Here is a 14,237-nt window from a genome sequence, read left to right as displayed (position 1 = left end):
CCCACGCTCTGGCGTGAGGCGGCCGGCGCCTCGGTCGGCCAGGTGGCGAGCGGACCGGCCCTCTCCTGCCTCTCCTGTCCCTCCTACCCCTCCGCCCCCTCTTGCCCCTCCGCCTCTGCCTCCTCGAAGCTGGCGAAGTAGGCGGCGGCCATGTCCTCCTCGCCGTGGCCCTGCGCGGCGGCGCGGGCGAGGCGTTCGGCGCCGGCCGCGGCCACGTCGAGGCGTACGCCGTGCCGGAGGCCGGCCTCCACGATCAGACGGGCGTCCTTCGCGGCCGTGGTCACCGCGAAGCTGGCGGGCGAGAGCCGGTCCTCCAGGACGAGCGCCGCCTTGGCGTGCAGGTAGCCCATGTCGAGGGGGCCGCCCGCGATGACGTCGAAGAAGTTCCGGGGATCCACGCCGAGGGCCTTGGACAGGGCCAGGACCTCGCCGGTCGCGTTGGTGGCGGCGAGGACCCAGCTGTTGGCCACGAGCTTCAGACGCGTGGCCGCCGCGTCCGCACCGTCCTCGCCGGTCCACACGGTGCGGGAGCCGACGGCCTCCAGAACCGGCGCGACGGCCTGCCGGCCCTCGCCGGGCCCCGCGGCCAGGACGACCAACTGCCCGGCCTCGGCCGGCGCGCGCGTACCGAGGACGGGCGCGTCGAAGAAGACCAGCCCGTACTCGCCCGCGAGGCCGGCCAGCTCGCCGACCTCCTCGATCCCCGAGGTCGTGGACTGCACCCACGCGGCGCCCCGCCGGAGACCGGGCGCGGCCTGCCGCATGGTCCGGAGCACGGCGGGCCCGTCGTGGAGCACGGTGAGCACGACGTCCGCACCCCGCACGGCCTCGTCGGGGGTGTCGGCGACGTACGCGCCGTCCGCCGTGAGCGGCTCGGCCTTGGCACGGGTACGGTTCCAGACCCGGACGGCGAGCCCGGCGCGGAGCAGGTTGCGGGCCATGGCGGCCCCCATGATCCCGGTGCCCAGGACTCCCACGGTCAGCTTGTCGGTCATGAAGTCGCTTCCTGTTCTCGGGCGGGTGGAATGGACGTACGGGTGCCACCGGGGCGGTGACCCGCCCCGGTGGCACCGTAGGACAGTCTCCTCGCGGCCTTCCCCGTCTCCGCGGAGGAGAAGGGCGGTACGGCGAAGCGGACTCCGCCCCGCCCTATCGCGAGGGGAACTCCGGCAGGACCGTTTCCGCGAGTTCGTGGAGGACGTCCTCGACGGGTCGGTTGCCCGGGCGGAGGTTGAAGGAGACATGGGCGACCCCGAGGTCGCCCATCCTCTTCACGTGGTCGCGGAGGGCGTGGCGGCCCGTGCGCAGGCCGAGGCGGATCGCGGCGGCGGGGGTGTCGGGGTCCGCCGTGAGGTCCAGTTGCATGGGTGTGAGGTACGGCTTGGGCGGCGCGCCGGCCGTGAGCGCCTGCCACTCCCGGGTCCTGAGTCTCAGGGCCCCCAGCGGCCGGGGGTAGTCGAGCGAGGCGTCGGCGTGCTCGGCCACCCACTCGGGCGTCTGCCGGGCGCTCCCCGCGATGGCCAGGGGGATGGTCGGGCCGGTGGGCTTGGGCAGGACGTCGAGCCGTCGGTCGGCGTCGAGACCGAGCGCGGGCAGCGCGAGACCCTCGCCAGGCGGGCGCGTGGCCCAGGCGGCGCGCAGGATCCCGACGTTGTCGCGGAAGGTCCGTCCGCGCGCGTCGAAGTCCGCGCCGAAGAGCGGGTACTCGACCGGGCGGTCGCCGCTCGCGAGGCCGAGGACGAAGCGTCCGCCGGAGAGGACGTCCACGGTCGCGGCCGCCTTGGCGACGAGCAGCGGCTGCCGCAGCGGAAGGACGACGGCGGCCGTGCCGAGTACGGCCCGCTCGGTCACCGCGGCGAGATGGCCCAGGTGCGTGAAGGTCTCGAAGACCGAGCCCGCGTCGCCGAAATGTTCGGGATCGTGGAGGGGTACGTCGCGTACCCACAGGGCCGCGAAGCCGAGCGAGTCGGCGAGCCGGGCGAGCCGGGCGTGCTCGGTGAGATCGGGGACGCCGAAGGGCCGGCCGGCGGCCCGGTCCGAACGCAGACGGGCGGCGCCCCAGTCGTTGTCGAGGGGAAGTTCGAGGCCGAGCGTCGGCCGGCCGTCGGGGGAGACCAGCCGGTCGAGGGCGTGGGGGGAGGCGGGCATCGTGGCTGGTTCCTTCCGAGGGGGAGGCGCGCTCGCGCGCGGGCTGCGGGTGCGGACGGCGGCCCGCGCGCGGGGCGGGTGAGGAGAGCGGGGACGGGGGGCGGGCTCAGTTGAGGGTGTCGGGGTCCGGCCCGGTGCGCAGTCCGCGGTCGAGGCCGCCGAGGGCGCTCATCTCCTCGTCGGAGAGGGCGAAGTCGAAGACGTCGATGTTCTCGCGGATGCGAGCGGGGGTGACGGACTTCGGGATCACGACGTTCCCGAGCTGGAGGTGCCAGCGCAGCACGACCTGGGCGGGGGACCTGCCGTGCCGGGCGGCGATGTCCACGATGGCCGGCTCGGCGAGGACGGCGCCCTGGGCGAGCGGGCTCCACGCCTCGGTGGCGATGGAGTGGGCGGTGTGCAGCTCGCGGAGTTCCCGCTGCTGGAGCGCCGGGTGGAGCTCGATCTGGTTGACGGCCGGGACGAGACTGCTGCTGTCGAGCAGCCGCTTCAGGTGCGCGGGCTGGAAGTTGGAGACGCCGGCCGCGCGGACCCGTCCGTCGGCGACCAGCTTCTCGATCGCGCGCCAGGTGTCGACGTACAGGTCACGCGCCGGCGTCGGCCAGTGGATCAGGTACAGGTCCACGTGGTCGAGGCCCAGCTTGGCGAGGCTGTCGTCGAAGGCCCGCAGGGTGGAGTCGTACCCCTGGTCGGCGTTCCAGAGCTTGGTGGTGACGAAGAGTTCGTCGCGGGCGATGCCGGAGTCGGCGAGCGCCCGTCCGACGCCGGCCTCGTTGCCGTAGATCGCGGCGGTGTCCAGGGAGCGGTACCCGGCCCGGAGGGCGTGGCCGACGGCGGTGGCCGTCTCGTCGTCGGGGACCTGGAAGACACCGAAGCCGAGCTGCGGGATCTCGACGCCGTTGTTGAGCGTGAGGGTGGGGAGGTGGGACATGCGCGAACTGCTTTCTCTGCGGGTTTCTCTACAGGTCTCTCGCCGGTACGGATCAGGCGAGGGCCGCGGTGGCCGCGACCGCGAAGGAGTGGTCCTGCTCGGGCGCTCCACCGCCGACGCCGATGGCACCGATGAGCGTGCCGTCGCGGTGGACGGGGACGCCGCCGGCGATGAAGAGGAGCGGGCGGTCCAGAGCCGTGGTCAGGGAGTGGAAGGGGCCGTCCGGCTTGACGAGGTCGACGAGGTCGGCGGTGGGGGCGTTGAGCTGCAGGGCGGTGTACGCCTTGCGGGTGCTCGTCTCGCCGGAGATCAGGACGGCGCGGTCGTCGCGGCGGAAGGCGAGGAGGTGGCCGCCGGCGTCGAGCACGGTGACGCTCACGGTGACCCCGGCGGCCTCGGCGGCGCGACGGGCGGCGGTGAGCAGGACCTCGGCGTCCTGGGTGGTCAGCGGGGTGACGGCGATAGTGGTCATGGCGCTTCTCCTGGGGTGGTGTGCGACGGGGGAGGGGAGGGTCAGTGGTGTACGGGGATGCGGTCAGCGGCCTCGGTGCCGGTGCCGGTGCCGGTGCCTGTGCCTGTGCCGGTGGTGGCGGCGGCTTCGGCGGTCGCGGGCGCCCGGCGCTCCAGCGCGGCGGACCAGAGGGCGAGGCCGAGGGCGGCGGCGGCGAGGGCGGCGCCGACCCAGTTGGGCGCGGTGTAGCCGAGGCCGGCGGCGATGACGAGGCCGCCGAGCCAGGCGGCGAGCGCGTTGCCGAGGTTGAAGGCGCCGATGTTGACGGCGGAGGCCAGGGTCGGCGCGCCGTGGGCCTGGTCGAGGACGCGCTTCTGCAGCGGCGGGACGGTGGCGAAGCCGAGCGCTCCGACGAGGAAGACGGCGACCGCGGCGAGGACCTTGTCGTGGGCGGCCACGGTGAAGAGGGCGAGGACGATCACGAGCCCGCCGAGTGCGGCGTACAGCAGGGGCATCAGCGCGCGGTCGGCGAACCGGCCGCCGAGCAGGTTGCCGAGGAACATCCCGACGCCGAAGAGGACGAGGAGCCAGGTGACCGCGCCGTCGGAGTAACCGGCGACCTCGGTCATCATCGGTGCGATGTAGGTGATCGCGGCGAAGACACCGCCGAAGCCGAGCACGGTCATCGCCATCGCGAGCAGTACCTGGGGGTTGCGGAACGCCTTCAGCTCCCGGCGCAGGTGGGTGCCCTCCGGGCGGGGCATGGCGGGGACGAGCTTGGCGATGCCGAACAGGCCCATCACGCCGAGCGCGGCGACGATCGCGAAGGTGGTGCGCCAGCCGACGGCCTGCCCGATGAGGGTGCCGAGCGGCACGCCGACGATGTTCGCGACGGTGAGGCCGGTGAACATGGTGGCGATGGCGCCGGCCTTCTTGTCCGGGGCGACGAGGTCGGCCGCGACGACGGACCCGATGCCGAAGAACGAGCCGTGCGCGAGCGAGGCGATCACCCGGCCGGTCACCATCAGTCCGAAGCTCGGGGCGATCGCGGAGAGTATGTTGCCGGCCACGAAGAGGCCCATGAGCAGCATGAGCATCGGCTTGCGGCTCACCCTGCCGCCGAGGACGGTCAGCAGTGGCGCGCCGACGACGACACCGAGCGCGTAGCCGGTGACGAGCAGGCCGGCGGTGGGGATCGAGACACCGTAGTCGCCGGCGATCTCGGGCAACAGCCCCATGACCACGAACTCGGTCGTGCCGATGCCGAATGCCCCGACTGCCAGGGCGAGGAGTGCGAGCGGCATGGCTCACCCCTTCCGTGATTGCTTGAGTAAGCTCTTTACGTGCTGCCACAATAATTGCAGACGCGCTATAAGTGCAAGCGCAGCTAGTCGGTGTCATCGGGATGGCGCTGATTGCACACATGGCGGCGCCGCCCGCGCGGGGCCTGGTGCGGTCGATCGGCGCGGAGGGCGACACCGAAGGGGAGCGAGGGGGGCGGTGGCCGACTCGGCGGCCTGTCCGGCCGCAGGGTGGCCCGAGACCCGCCCGTGACCTGCGGAAAGATCCACGACGGGGGTTTCCGCCGTTTCGTCGCCACGCGCACAGGATCGTCACCGAACCGACATACCAAGCGGTCGGGATCCCCTTACGCGAGCGCTATACCCGTGAGTAACGTACGCGGACCACCAGCGCCACCCGCCCGTTCCCCGGGGCGGCAAGGAGCAAGATCGATGTCGTACCACCAGCCTTTCCCCGGCCCACCGCCCGTACCCCAGCACCGGAACGCCGGGCGACACCGCCAAGAGGCGGCGTCGCAGTCCTGGGAGGGCGGATCGCCTTCCTGGGACACCGATCCACAGGCGGCCTGGGACTCGTCCCCACGAGCGTGGGACTCCTCGCCCCAGGGCCGGGACCCCGCGCAGCAGCCCTGGGACGCGTCCCCGCGGCCGCGACCGCCCGCCACCACCGACGACGATCGTGCTGATCTGCACCGGCTCGGATCGGCGTACCGCAGGCTCCGCCGCGTCGCCACCTTCACCGCGCTCGGCTACTTCGTCGTCTTCCTCTTCCTGTCCGGCTACGCCCCCTCGATGATGACCGGCACCCTCACCGGCGGTCTCACCACCGGTCTGGTCCTGGGGCTCCTCCAGCTGCCCGTGGCGCTGGGGGCGATCGCGCTGTACGAGCGGATCGCGCGCAACCAGGTCGACCCGCTCGCCGCGGCGATCCGCGAACGCGCCGAGCAGGCGGCCGCTGCGGCCGCGCCCCGGCCCGAACGCCAGAGCCGCTCCGGACGTCCCGTGTGGCAGCAGCCCACCGGAGGTGCCCGCGCATGACCAGCTTCAGCTCCGAGGCCCAGACCATGTCGCTGATCGCGTTCATCGCGGTCATCACCGTCACGCTGCTGCTGTGCGTGATGACCGGCCCCGACCGTGACGACCTGGGCGACTTCTACACCGGTTACCGCTCGCTCTCCCCCGTGCAGAGCGGCCTCGCGATCGCCGGCGACTACATCTCCGCCGGCACCGTGCTCGGCACCATCGGCATCATCGCGCTCGTCGGCTACGACGGCGTCACGCTCGCCCTGAGCACCGCGCTCTCGCTGGTCCTGATGATGTTCCTGCTCGCCGAACCGCTGCGCAACGCCGGCCGGTTCACGATCGGCGACGTCTTCACCCGGCGTCTCCCCGGCCCCGCCGTGCGGATCGCCACGGCCGCGGTCACCCTGACCGCACTGCTGCCGCTGGTGATCTTCCAGCTCGCGGGTGCCGGCGATCTCCTCTCCGTCGTCCTCGGCTTCGACTCCGACGGCTTCAAGACCGGGGCGATCGTGTTCCTGGGCCTGCTGATGATCGCGTACGCGGCGATCGGCGGCATGAAGGGCACCGCCTTCATCCAGATCGTCAAGACCGTCGCCCTGCTCGGCTCGTCCCTCGCGATCGCCGCGCTCATCCTCAACCGCTTCGACTTCAGCCTGCCTTCCCTGCTGGACGCCGCCAAGCGCGGCAGCGGGGCGGGAGATGCCTATCTCGCCTCCGGTCTGCAGTTCGGCGGCAACGAACTCGACATGATCAGCACCCAGTTGACGGTCGTGCTCGGCGCCGCGGTCCTGCCGCAGATCACCATGCGCATGTTCACCGCGCGCAGCGCGGCAGCCGTGCGGCGCTCGATGTCCTGGGCCGTCTCGACCGTCGTCGTGACCTGTCTGCTGATCGCCGTCATCGGCTTCGGCGCGGCGGCGATCGTCGGCCGCCAGGGGATCGTCGCCGGCGACCCGCAGGGCAAGACGGCGTTCCTCATGGTCAGCCAGGCCGTCATGGGGACGGACCAGACGACCGTCGAGACACTGCTGTTCACGGCCGTGGCCACAGCCATCTTCCTCACCCTGCTGGCCTCGGTCGCCGGGATCACCCTCGCCTGCGCCAACACCCTGGCGCACGACCTCATCACGCACGGGCTGCGCCGAAAGGCACAGCTGAAGGGCTCATCGGAGATGGCCATCGCCCGGATCGCCGCGGCGGGCGTCGGGCTCGGGGCGATCGCGATCGCCGCCGGCGTCCGGCACCTGAACCTTCAGGCACTGCTCACCCTGTCGTTCTGCATCGGCGCGTCCGCGGTCGCACCGGCCCTCATCTACAGCCTCTTCTGGCGCCGCTACTCCCGTGCGGGACTGCTCTGCACCCTCATCGTGGGCAGCGCCTCAGCGTTCGTCCTCATGACCGGCAGCAACCTGGTGTCCGGATCGCCCCAGTCGATCTTCCCGGACCAGGACTTCAACTGGTTCCCGTTCACCACGTCGGGCATCCTCTCGGCTCCGCTGGGCTTCCTCGCGGGCTGGCTCGGCACGGTGCTCCGCGAACGCGACCCGGCCGACCAGCGCATGCGGTACGAAGCGGTGGAGGAGACGATCCTGGCCGGCACCCCCGCGCCGCACAGCGCCTCCGTGTCCTGACGCGCACGCCCCGACGAAAGGGCGCCCGGCCTGGAACCCTTCAGGCCGGGCGCCCTTCGCGATCCACGGCTCCACATCAGAACGCGTACGGAGCGGTCGTCCCGCGCACCTCACACCCGGGATCTCAGCACGTCGACCTCACAGCCCGGCGCGAACGGGTCGAAGCCGTGCTCGGTCAGCCAGCGAACCGCCAGCAGGCTTCGCACCGACCACCACGCGTGGAGCACGTCGAGGTCGATGTCGGTGCCGTAGCCGGCGAGGACGTCGTCGAGGTGCTCCTCGTGCCCCAGCGTGAAGGTGGCGAGGTCGTACAGAGCGTCACCCCGGCCCGCCTCGGACCAGTCGATGATGCCCGTGACCTCGTCGCCGTCGACGAAGACGTGCGCGATCTGCAGGTCGCCGTGCGTGAACGCCGGAGTCCACGGCCGGAGCGCGGCCTCGGCGACCCGGCGGTTACGGGTGACCAGGTCAGCGGGCAGGATGCCGTTCGACACGAGCGACTCGCACTCGCCGTCGAGCTCCGCCGCCAGCGCGACCACGCTCCGGCCGGCCCGGCCGGGGCGGGGTGGCGGCGGCGCGTCGTGCAGCTTCCGGATGGCGGCGCCCGCTGCGGCCCACGCCGCCGACGACCCGGTCGACGGCCCGCCGAGGCGCCCGAGCGTCGTCCCCGGGAGCGCGGCGATCGCGAGCACGGGCGGCTTGTGCCACAGAACTTCCGGAGTCGGCACCGGCGCGAGGGACATGGCCTCGACCTCGGCGTCGATACGCGCCTGATCGGCGTCCACCTTCAGGAACACGTCGCCGACGCGCAGGGTCGCGCGCTCGGAATGGGCGACGACGACTTCGACTTCATCCATGGGCGCCCAGTATCCCGGAGATGATCGCGGACGTCGCCGGATTCCTCGCACGCGAGAGACACCTGCCCAAGTGCCGCTCCCCGACAGCCGCGTGCGCGGCACGACCCCTTGAGCAGGTCGAGCGCGGGGACGGGCCTTCGTCCGTTCGCTCAGGACGTTCCGGATCGCCCGATCGATCTCAGCCTGCCGGGAAGGGCGCGGCCTCCCGGCTTCGCCGCGGCGCTTCGTTCACGGGCTGGCCTTAGGAACCCTGAGGGCAGGCGGTCACGCGTCGCAGCACGAAGAAGTGGGGTGCCTTGAGCGCGGGTTCGGCGGTGCCGGAGTGCAGGGAAGGGCGAAGGACTTCGGCGGCCCCGTGCGAACGGTGCCGCGTGGCGAGTGCTCACGGCCGTATGACGTCGCGTAACGCTCCTGGCGGCCCAGGCCACGAAGAGTTGCCCGCCCGATCTGCTCGCATCATGAGCTGCCGCCCCGCCGTGAGACCACGGCATTCACGGTCGATCCGGTCTCTCGCGATCTTCGCCCGGTCTCGTGGTGCCCAACGCGCGGGACCGCGGAGCCACCCGGTCCATTTGTGGTGGTTCCTGGCGGGCAAGGTGCGAGTGAGAGCGATGGGGCATCGTCGTCAGATGGGATACCCAGGAGCGAACAGAAGCGCGTGGAAAGGGAGCCGGTGCCGGGACTCGTAAGGATGCCGTTGGAAGGCGGGGGAACGATTCTGGTGGAGGAGGTGGAAGGTCCCTTGGAGCCCGGCGGGCCGGTGAAGGCAAGCCGCGTCGGTGACGCTTTGCGTGAGCTGCCTCGCACTGTGCAGGAGACGCTGGTTCCGGTGAGGGAGATGGCTCGGGCGGTGCGGGACCAGCTGAGAGGGACGGGCTCTCGGACGGTTGAGGTGGAGTTCGGCGTGAACCTGTCGACGAAAGCCGGTGTGGTCATCACAGCCAGCGAGGCAGCCGCCCATCTGAAGGTCCGCATGGTGTGGGAGAGCGCAGAGTCCGGGGAGCAAGACCCGCAAAGCTGAAGGAGATGACTGTGGGGGAGGAACCTGTGCCGGGCTCGGGTGGCGACTCAGCGAAGACTGCTCCTGACGGCGTGCTGGACGGTGTGGTCGGGCCGGCATTGCCCGCGGCCGTGTTCCAGGTGATCGCTGCCGACAGTAGCGTCGCTGGGGCAGGTTTCCTGACGGACGACGGCACGGGCTTCACCTGCGCACATGTGGTTCGCGCCGCCGGTGGAGCCCCGGGGGGCCAGGTGAAGGTGGTCTTCCCGCACCTACCCGAAGCACCGCCGGTGATGGCCGAAGTGGTGGCCGAGGAGTGGCGGTCACCCGAGTCGGACGACGTCGCAGTACTCCGCCTGGACACGGTTCCGGAAGGAGCCCGGAGCGTGGCCGTGGGAGTGAGCGCGGGGTGCCGAGGGCACCGCGTCCTCTCCTTCGGCTTTCCCGTACAGGCCCCGCAAGGCGGCCACTTCGGGTACGGCGAAGCCGGCGGCCTCCTGCCTGAAAGTGATGGCGCCACACGACTTCTCCAGCTGACTCAGGCCAACGACTTGACCACCGGATTCAGCGGTGCTCCGGTAGTGGACGAGTTGACCGGCTTGGTGATCGGCATGGTTACCTCCGTCGCCTCTCCGGACGCCCATCTGAAGGGGCTGAGCATCGCCTACGCCACCCCGGCCGAGGTGCTGCGGGAGGTCCGCCCAAGGTTGGCGCAGCAACAGGTATGCCCGTACCTGGGGCTCGAACCGTTCACCGGCGAGCACGCCGACTGGTTCCACGGCAGACAGGCGGCCCTGGAGCGCGTGCTGGCCGCACTCGGTGGGAACCGTCGGCTGCTGATGCTGCTGGGCCCCTCCGGAGCGGGGAAGTCGTCACTGGTCAACGCCGGCCTTCTGCCTGCCCTGGCCGGCGGAGCGCTCCCGGGCAGTGACCGCTGGCTGACCGTGTGCACCCGGCCGGGCAGGGACCTGCTGACACAGGCGGAGGAGGACGGCCTTGCCAACGCCACTACCGACGGCCTGACAGCCGCGGTCGAAGCGCGCCTGGCTGCCGAGGCCGGCTACGATCATCTGCTTCTGGTCGTCGACCAGTTCGAGGAGATCCTCGCGCAACTGGCCACCCAGCGTGAACCCCTCGTCGACAGACGTCTACAGGCTGTGGAACAGCTGCTGGAGCTTGTCGAATCCCATACAACCGCCTCTGTCCTGCTGGTCATGCGCAACGACTTCTACGCGCCGCTCGACGCACTCGCTCCCGATCTGATGAACGCCGTCGTACCCGGGCTGTGCAACATCCCCGCGACACTGAGCCGCCCCGAGCTGAAGGAGATCATCAACCAGCCTGCCGCAGCCGTGGGTCTTCCTCTCGAAACCGGTCTGGCAGACCGGATCGTCGATGACATCCTGGATTCTGACCCGACGGCAAGACAGGCACCGGCTACCTTGCTCCCGGCGCTGGAGCTGGCCCTGCGTCAGTTATGGGAGAGCCGCCGCCGCGCAGACGGCAGTCTCACTCACGCGGCATATGAGCGGATCGGCAAGGTGACCGGCAGTTTGACGGCCTGGTGCAACCGTGCTCTTGGGCAGCTACCTCCCGACCGGCGCACCATCGCTCAGCGAATCCTGACGGCACTGGTCCGCCCCGCTGATGAAGCCAGTGGCATCCCCGCTACCCGGCGAACGGTCCCCCTCGCCCGGCTCCGCGCCTTGGCCGCCGACCCGGACCACAGCGGCTCCGCCGCAGACACGGCCGTCGATGCCGTGCTGGCTGCCTTGGTTCACCACCGCATCGTCACCACCGGCACAACCAGTCCGCCAGGCACGTCTGCTGCTGAACCGTCGGCGGAGCTGATCCATGACGCTCTCATACGCGACTGGGCCGACCTGCGGGACTGGGTTGCGCAGGACCACCAGTTCCAGGTCTGGCTCTTGCGTGCCGCTGAGCAGCAGACCCGCTACGCGGACAGTGACCTGTCCAGTGATCTGCTGGACGGCTCTCTGCTCACTGAGGGGCAAGAGTGGGCCGGTCGACGCCCTCTCCCCTCAGAGATCACCTCGTTCCTCAAGGCCAGCCGGCAGCGTCAGCAGGCCGTCGTCCGCCGAGCCCGACGCATCAACACTGTTCTCGCCGGGATGCTGGCACTTGCCCTGGTAGCGACCGGTGTCGCCTTCCACCAGCAACAAACAGCTACCGCCGCTCAGCGCGCCGCGCAGTCCCGGCAACTTGCCGCGCAGTCGGTCAATGTGGCGAGCACAGCTCCTGATCTGGCCTCACTCCTGGCTGTTCAGGCATGGAAGACCAGTCCCACCGAGGAAGCGGCGGCCTCCCTCTACGCGGCCCCGGCCGCACCGCTTCGCCGCCAACTCAAGGTCAGCGAACAGGCCGTGAAGTCCATCGCGTTCAGCCCCGACGGCACCACCCTCGCCATCGGATCCGACGACGCATCAGTGCGGTTGTGGGACGCGAAGGCGGGAAAACCCCGCGCCAGTCTCACCGGCCCCTCCGGCATCGTGATCTCGATGGCGTTCAGCGCGGACGGCACTGCTGTTGCCACAGGCGACAGCAGTGGCTGGGTGCGGCTATGGGAAGTAAAGACCGGCAAGCTGCGTCACACCTTCAAGCAGCACGCCAGCGGCGTCGTCTCCGTAGCGTTCAGCCCCGACGGCACATCCTTGGCCGCGAGCAGCGACACCACGGCGCAGCTTTGGGACGTTACGACCAGCAAGCTCCGGCGTACCATCCGGATCGACGGCACCAAAGTTCTTGTGACCAGGACGTCGGTGGGGTTCAGCCCCGATGGCAGCGCCTTCGTCCTGACGTATGTCGAAGACTCCATGCGCCTGTGGGACATGCGGACCGGCAGACCCCGCCCAATCATCCCTACCGACCGCGAGCGACTCCCGGACAAGTCGAGGTTCAGCATCGGCAGCACCACACTGGCCGCCGTCGACGGGGAAACCGTGCGGCTATGGGAGGCGCGGATGAACCGCTACCTCAGGGCCTCCCTCGACGATCGTAACGATCTCAATTCAGCGGCGATGGCGCTGGGCCGCGACGGGATCACCCTCGCCACGGGAAGCAAGGATGGGGCCGTCGTATGGGATACAAGGGCTGGGAAATCCCATGCTGCCCTCACTGGCCAGGACGGTGAGTCGCGCACGCTGGCGTTCAGCCCCGACGGCACCACCCTTGCCACGGGAGGCGACAACGGCACCGTAAGACTGTGGGACGTGCAGGCCAGCATCCCCCGAGCCGCCCTGACCAGCCTTACGAAGGCGCTGGATTCGGTGGAGTCGGTGGCGTTCAGCCCGGACGGCACGACCCTTGCCACCGGAGGCGACGGCGGCACCGTAAGACTGTGGAGCGTAAGGACCGGCAAACTCCGCACCACTCTCACGAATCGCACCGAGGAGGTGTCGTCGGTTGTGTTCAGTCCCGATGGCGCCACCCTCGCCGTCGCAAGCGCGGACAGCCACCTCAATGAAGAAGGAGAAGGGAAGAAGCTGTGGTTGTGGAATGTGGGAAGTGACAGCCCCCGCGTCACCCACACCATAGACATCGAGTCGGTGCGGACGATGGCTTATAGCCCTGATGGCACCACCCTTGCCACCGGAGGCAGTCGCACCGTGCAGCTGCGGGACGTGAAGACGGGCGAACTCCGCCGCACCCTTACCGGTGACCGAGGTTATGTGACGTCGGTGTCGTTCAGCCCTGATGGCAACACCCTCGCCGTGGGAAGCGACGACGGGGGAAGTGACGGCATGGTACGGCTGTGGAACACGAAAAGTGGGAATCTCCGCCGCACTCTCTCCAAGGGCATCGCCTCAGCACAAGTGGCATTCAGTCCCGACGGTTCCACCCTCGCCACCAGTGGTGAGGCCAGATCCGTGCGATTGTGGGACGTAGAGACCGGCGAATCCCGCGCCACCCTCATCGGCGGACCTGACACCCGTGTCTGGTCGGTGGCGTTCAGCCCCGATGGCAACACTCTGGCCACGGGCAACAGTGGCGGGATGGTGCACCTGTGGGACGTGAAGACCGGCAAGATCCACACGACTCTGACCGCCCACACCGTCGACATCGTGCCGGCGGTGGCATTCAGTCCCGATGGCGCCACCCTGGCCACCGGAGACTACGACAGCACCGCACTTCTATGGAATGCGAGACTTCCCGGTGCGGGAGAGATCGCCGAATCCATCTGCCGTGGTCTGCACCGTGACTTCACCAAAGCCGAGAAAGCGGAGCAGCTCCGCAGCCAAGACTTCGCGCCCGTGTGCCCGGACTCACAGCAGTGAAAGACACACGAGATGTACGTACTTGAAATCCAGCGGCAACCGGCACGGCGGTGGGACCTGGCCGGGGGGATTCGTGGCCGCTGGGCCGTCTCTGGTCCCATGACTCGTCCAGGGCGGGATCACGTACCTCGCCGGGTCCGCACCCTGACGACCGGGCCAGGCCGGTCCCCGCACACCAGCGCACGAACTTGACTATGCGCAAGCTCGATCCGCCGTTCGGGGTGTCCTGACCCTGGGATATGGTCCCGCCGGGAGGGACCCGCTCGGTCCACCCGAGTCGCGTCAGGGTGCGAGGCGGCGGCCGCCCGAGGGAGAGCTGAATGCTGCAGGCTTTGGGACTGGGGCGGAACGAAGAGGCCGTCTACACCGCGCTGCTCGCCCGTCCGACGGCCTCCGCACAGGAGCTCGTACGCCGGACCGGACTGGAGGAGCCCGAGGTAGCCCAGGTCCTCCTCGGCCTGACGGAGCGGGGCCTCGTGGTCGTCGCCGCCGCAGGCGGCGGCGGGGGGGCCCACCCCGCCCGCGGGGGGGGGGCCCCGGCGCCCCCCCCGTTTCGGGGCACCCCCCCCACCGGGGGCCAGGGCCCCCGCCAGGGCGGGG

11 protein-coding genes are annotated in these 14,237 nt (G+C 70.4%); 5 read left to right on the top strand and 6 right to left on the bottom strand.

Translation table 11 applies throughout. The features are described from left to right. Positions 1-83: 83 nt before the first annotated feature. From ACFQ79_RS35975 to ACFQ79_RS35955, 5 genes are all read right to left on the bottom strand, one after another. Positions 84-995: an NAD(P)-dependent oxidoreductase gene (locus ACFQ79_RS35975; RefSeq protein WP_383591347.1), complete on the bottom strand. Its 912-nt coding sequence runs from the start codon at positions 993-995 to the stop codon at positions 84-86. 154 nt (positions 996-1,149) lie between these two features. Beyond that, the gene (locus tag ACFQ79_RS35970) at positions 1,150-2,148 is read right to left on the bottom strand and encodes a TIGR03571 family LLM class oxidoreductase (RefSeq protein ID WP_383591344.1); all 999 of its coding nucleotides are present in this window, start codon (positions 2,146-2,148) and stop codon (positions 1,150-1,152) included. Positions 2,149-2,254: 106 nt separating this feature from the next. Continuing rightward, on the bottom strand, positions 2,255-3,079 hold the full coding sequence (locus tag ACFQ79_RS35965) for an aldo/keto reductase (protein WP_383591341.1): 825 nt from the start codon (positions 3,077-3,079) through the stop codon (positions 2,255-2,257). Positions 3,080-3,131: 52 nt separating this feature from the next. After that, on the bottom strand, positions 3,132-3,551 hold the full coding sequence (locus ACFQ79_RS35960) for a heme-binding protein (protein WP_383591338.1): 420 nt from the start codon (positions 3,549-3,551) through the stop codon (positions 3,132-3,134). A 41-nt stretch (positions 3,552-3,592) separates the two neighbouring features. After that, positions 3,593-4,834, bottom strand: coding sequence for an MFS transporter (locus ACFQ79_RS35955; protein WP_383591335.1), 1,242 nt, complete (start codon positions 4,832-4,834; stop codon positions 3,593-3,595). Between the two features lie 429 nt (positions 4,835-5,263). Here ACFQ79_RS35955 and ACFQ79_RS35950 point away from each other — a divergent pair, with 429 nt between their 5' ends. Then, complete coding sequence (locus ACFQ79_RS35950) at positions 5,264-5,869, top strand: DUF485 domain-containing protein (RefSeq protein WP_383591332.1); 606 nt, start codon at positions 5,264-5,266, stop codon at positions 5,867-5,869. Then, on the top strand, positions 5,866-7,485 hold the full coding sequence (locus tag ACFQ79_RS35945) for a cation acetate symporter (protein ID WP_383591329.1): 1,620 nt from the start codon (positions 5,866-5,868) through the stop codon (positions 7,483-7,485). Before ACFQ79_RS35950 ends, ACFQ79_RS35945 begins: the two co-directional genes overlap by 4 nt. A 110-nt stretch (positions 7,486-7,595) precedes the next feature. Here ACFQ79_RS35945 and ACFQ79_RS35940 read toward each other — a convergent pair whose 3' ends face one another. Continuing rightward, a complete protein-coding gene (locus ACFQ79_RS35940; protein WP_383591326.1) occupies positions 7,596-8,342 on the bottom strand; it encodes a phosphotransferase family protein in 747 nt (248 codons plus the stop codon). 658 nt (positions 8,343-9,000) lie between these two features. Here ACFQ79_RS35940 and ACFQ79_RS35935 point away from each other — a divergent pair. The 3 genes from ACFQ79_RS35935 to ACFQ79_RS35925 all read left to right on the top strand — a co-directional run. After that, a complete protein-coding gene (locus ACFQ79_RS35935) occupies positions 9,001-9,363 on the top strand; it encodes a CU044_2847 family protein (protein WP_383591323.1) in 363 nt (120 codons plus the stop codon). An 11-nt stretch (positions 9,364-9,374) separates the two neighbouring features. Then, positions 9,375-13,637, top strand: coding sequence for a trypsin-like peptidase domain-containing protein (locus ACFQ79_RS35930; RefSeq protein ID WP_383591321.1), 4,263 nt, complete (start codon positions 9,375-9,377; stop codon positions 13,635-13,637). A gap of 320 nt (positions 13,638-13,957) precedes the next feature. Then, a partial coding sequence (locus ACFQ79_RS35925) for a helix-turn-helix domain-containing protein (RefSeq protein WP_383591318.1) occupies positions 13,958-14,237 on the top strand: 280 nt, incomplete at its 3' end.

The organism is Streptomyces sp. NPDC056480 (genome assembly GCF_042795405.1).
Taxonomy (GTDB): Bacteria; Actinomycetota; Actinomycetes; order Streptomycetales; family Streptomycetaceae; genus Streptomyces.
The sequence above is the reverse complement of the archived record's forward strand: the minus strand, read 5'-3'. Positions and strand labels throughout refer to the sequence as shown.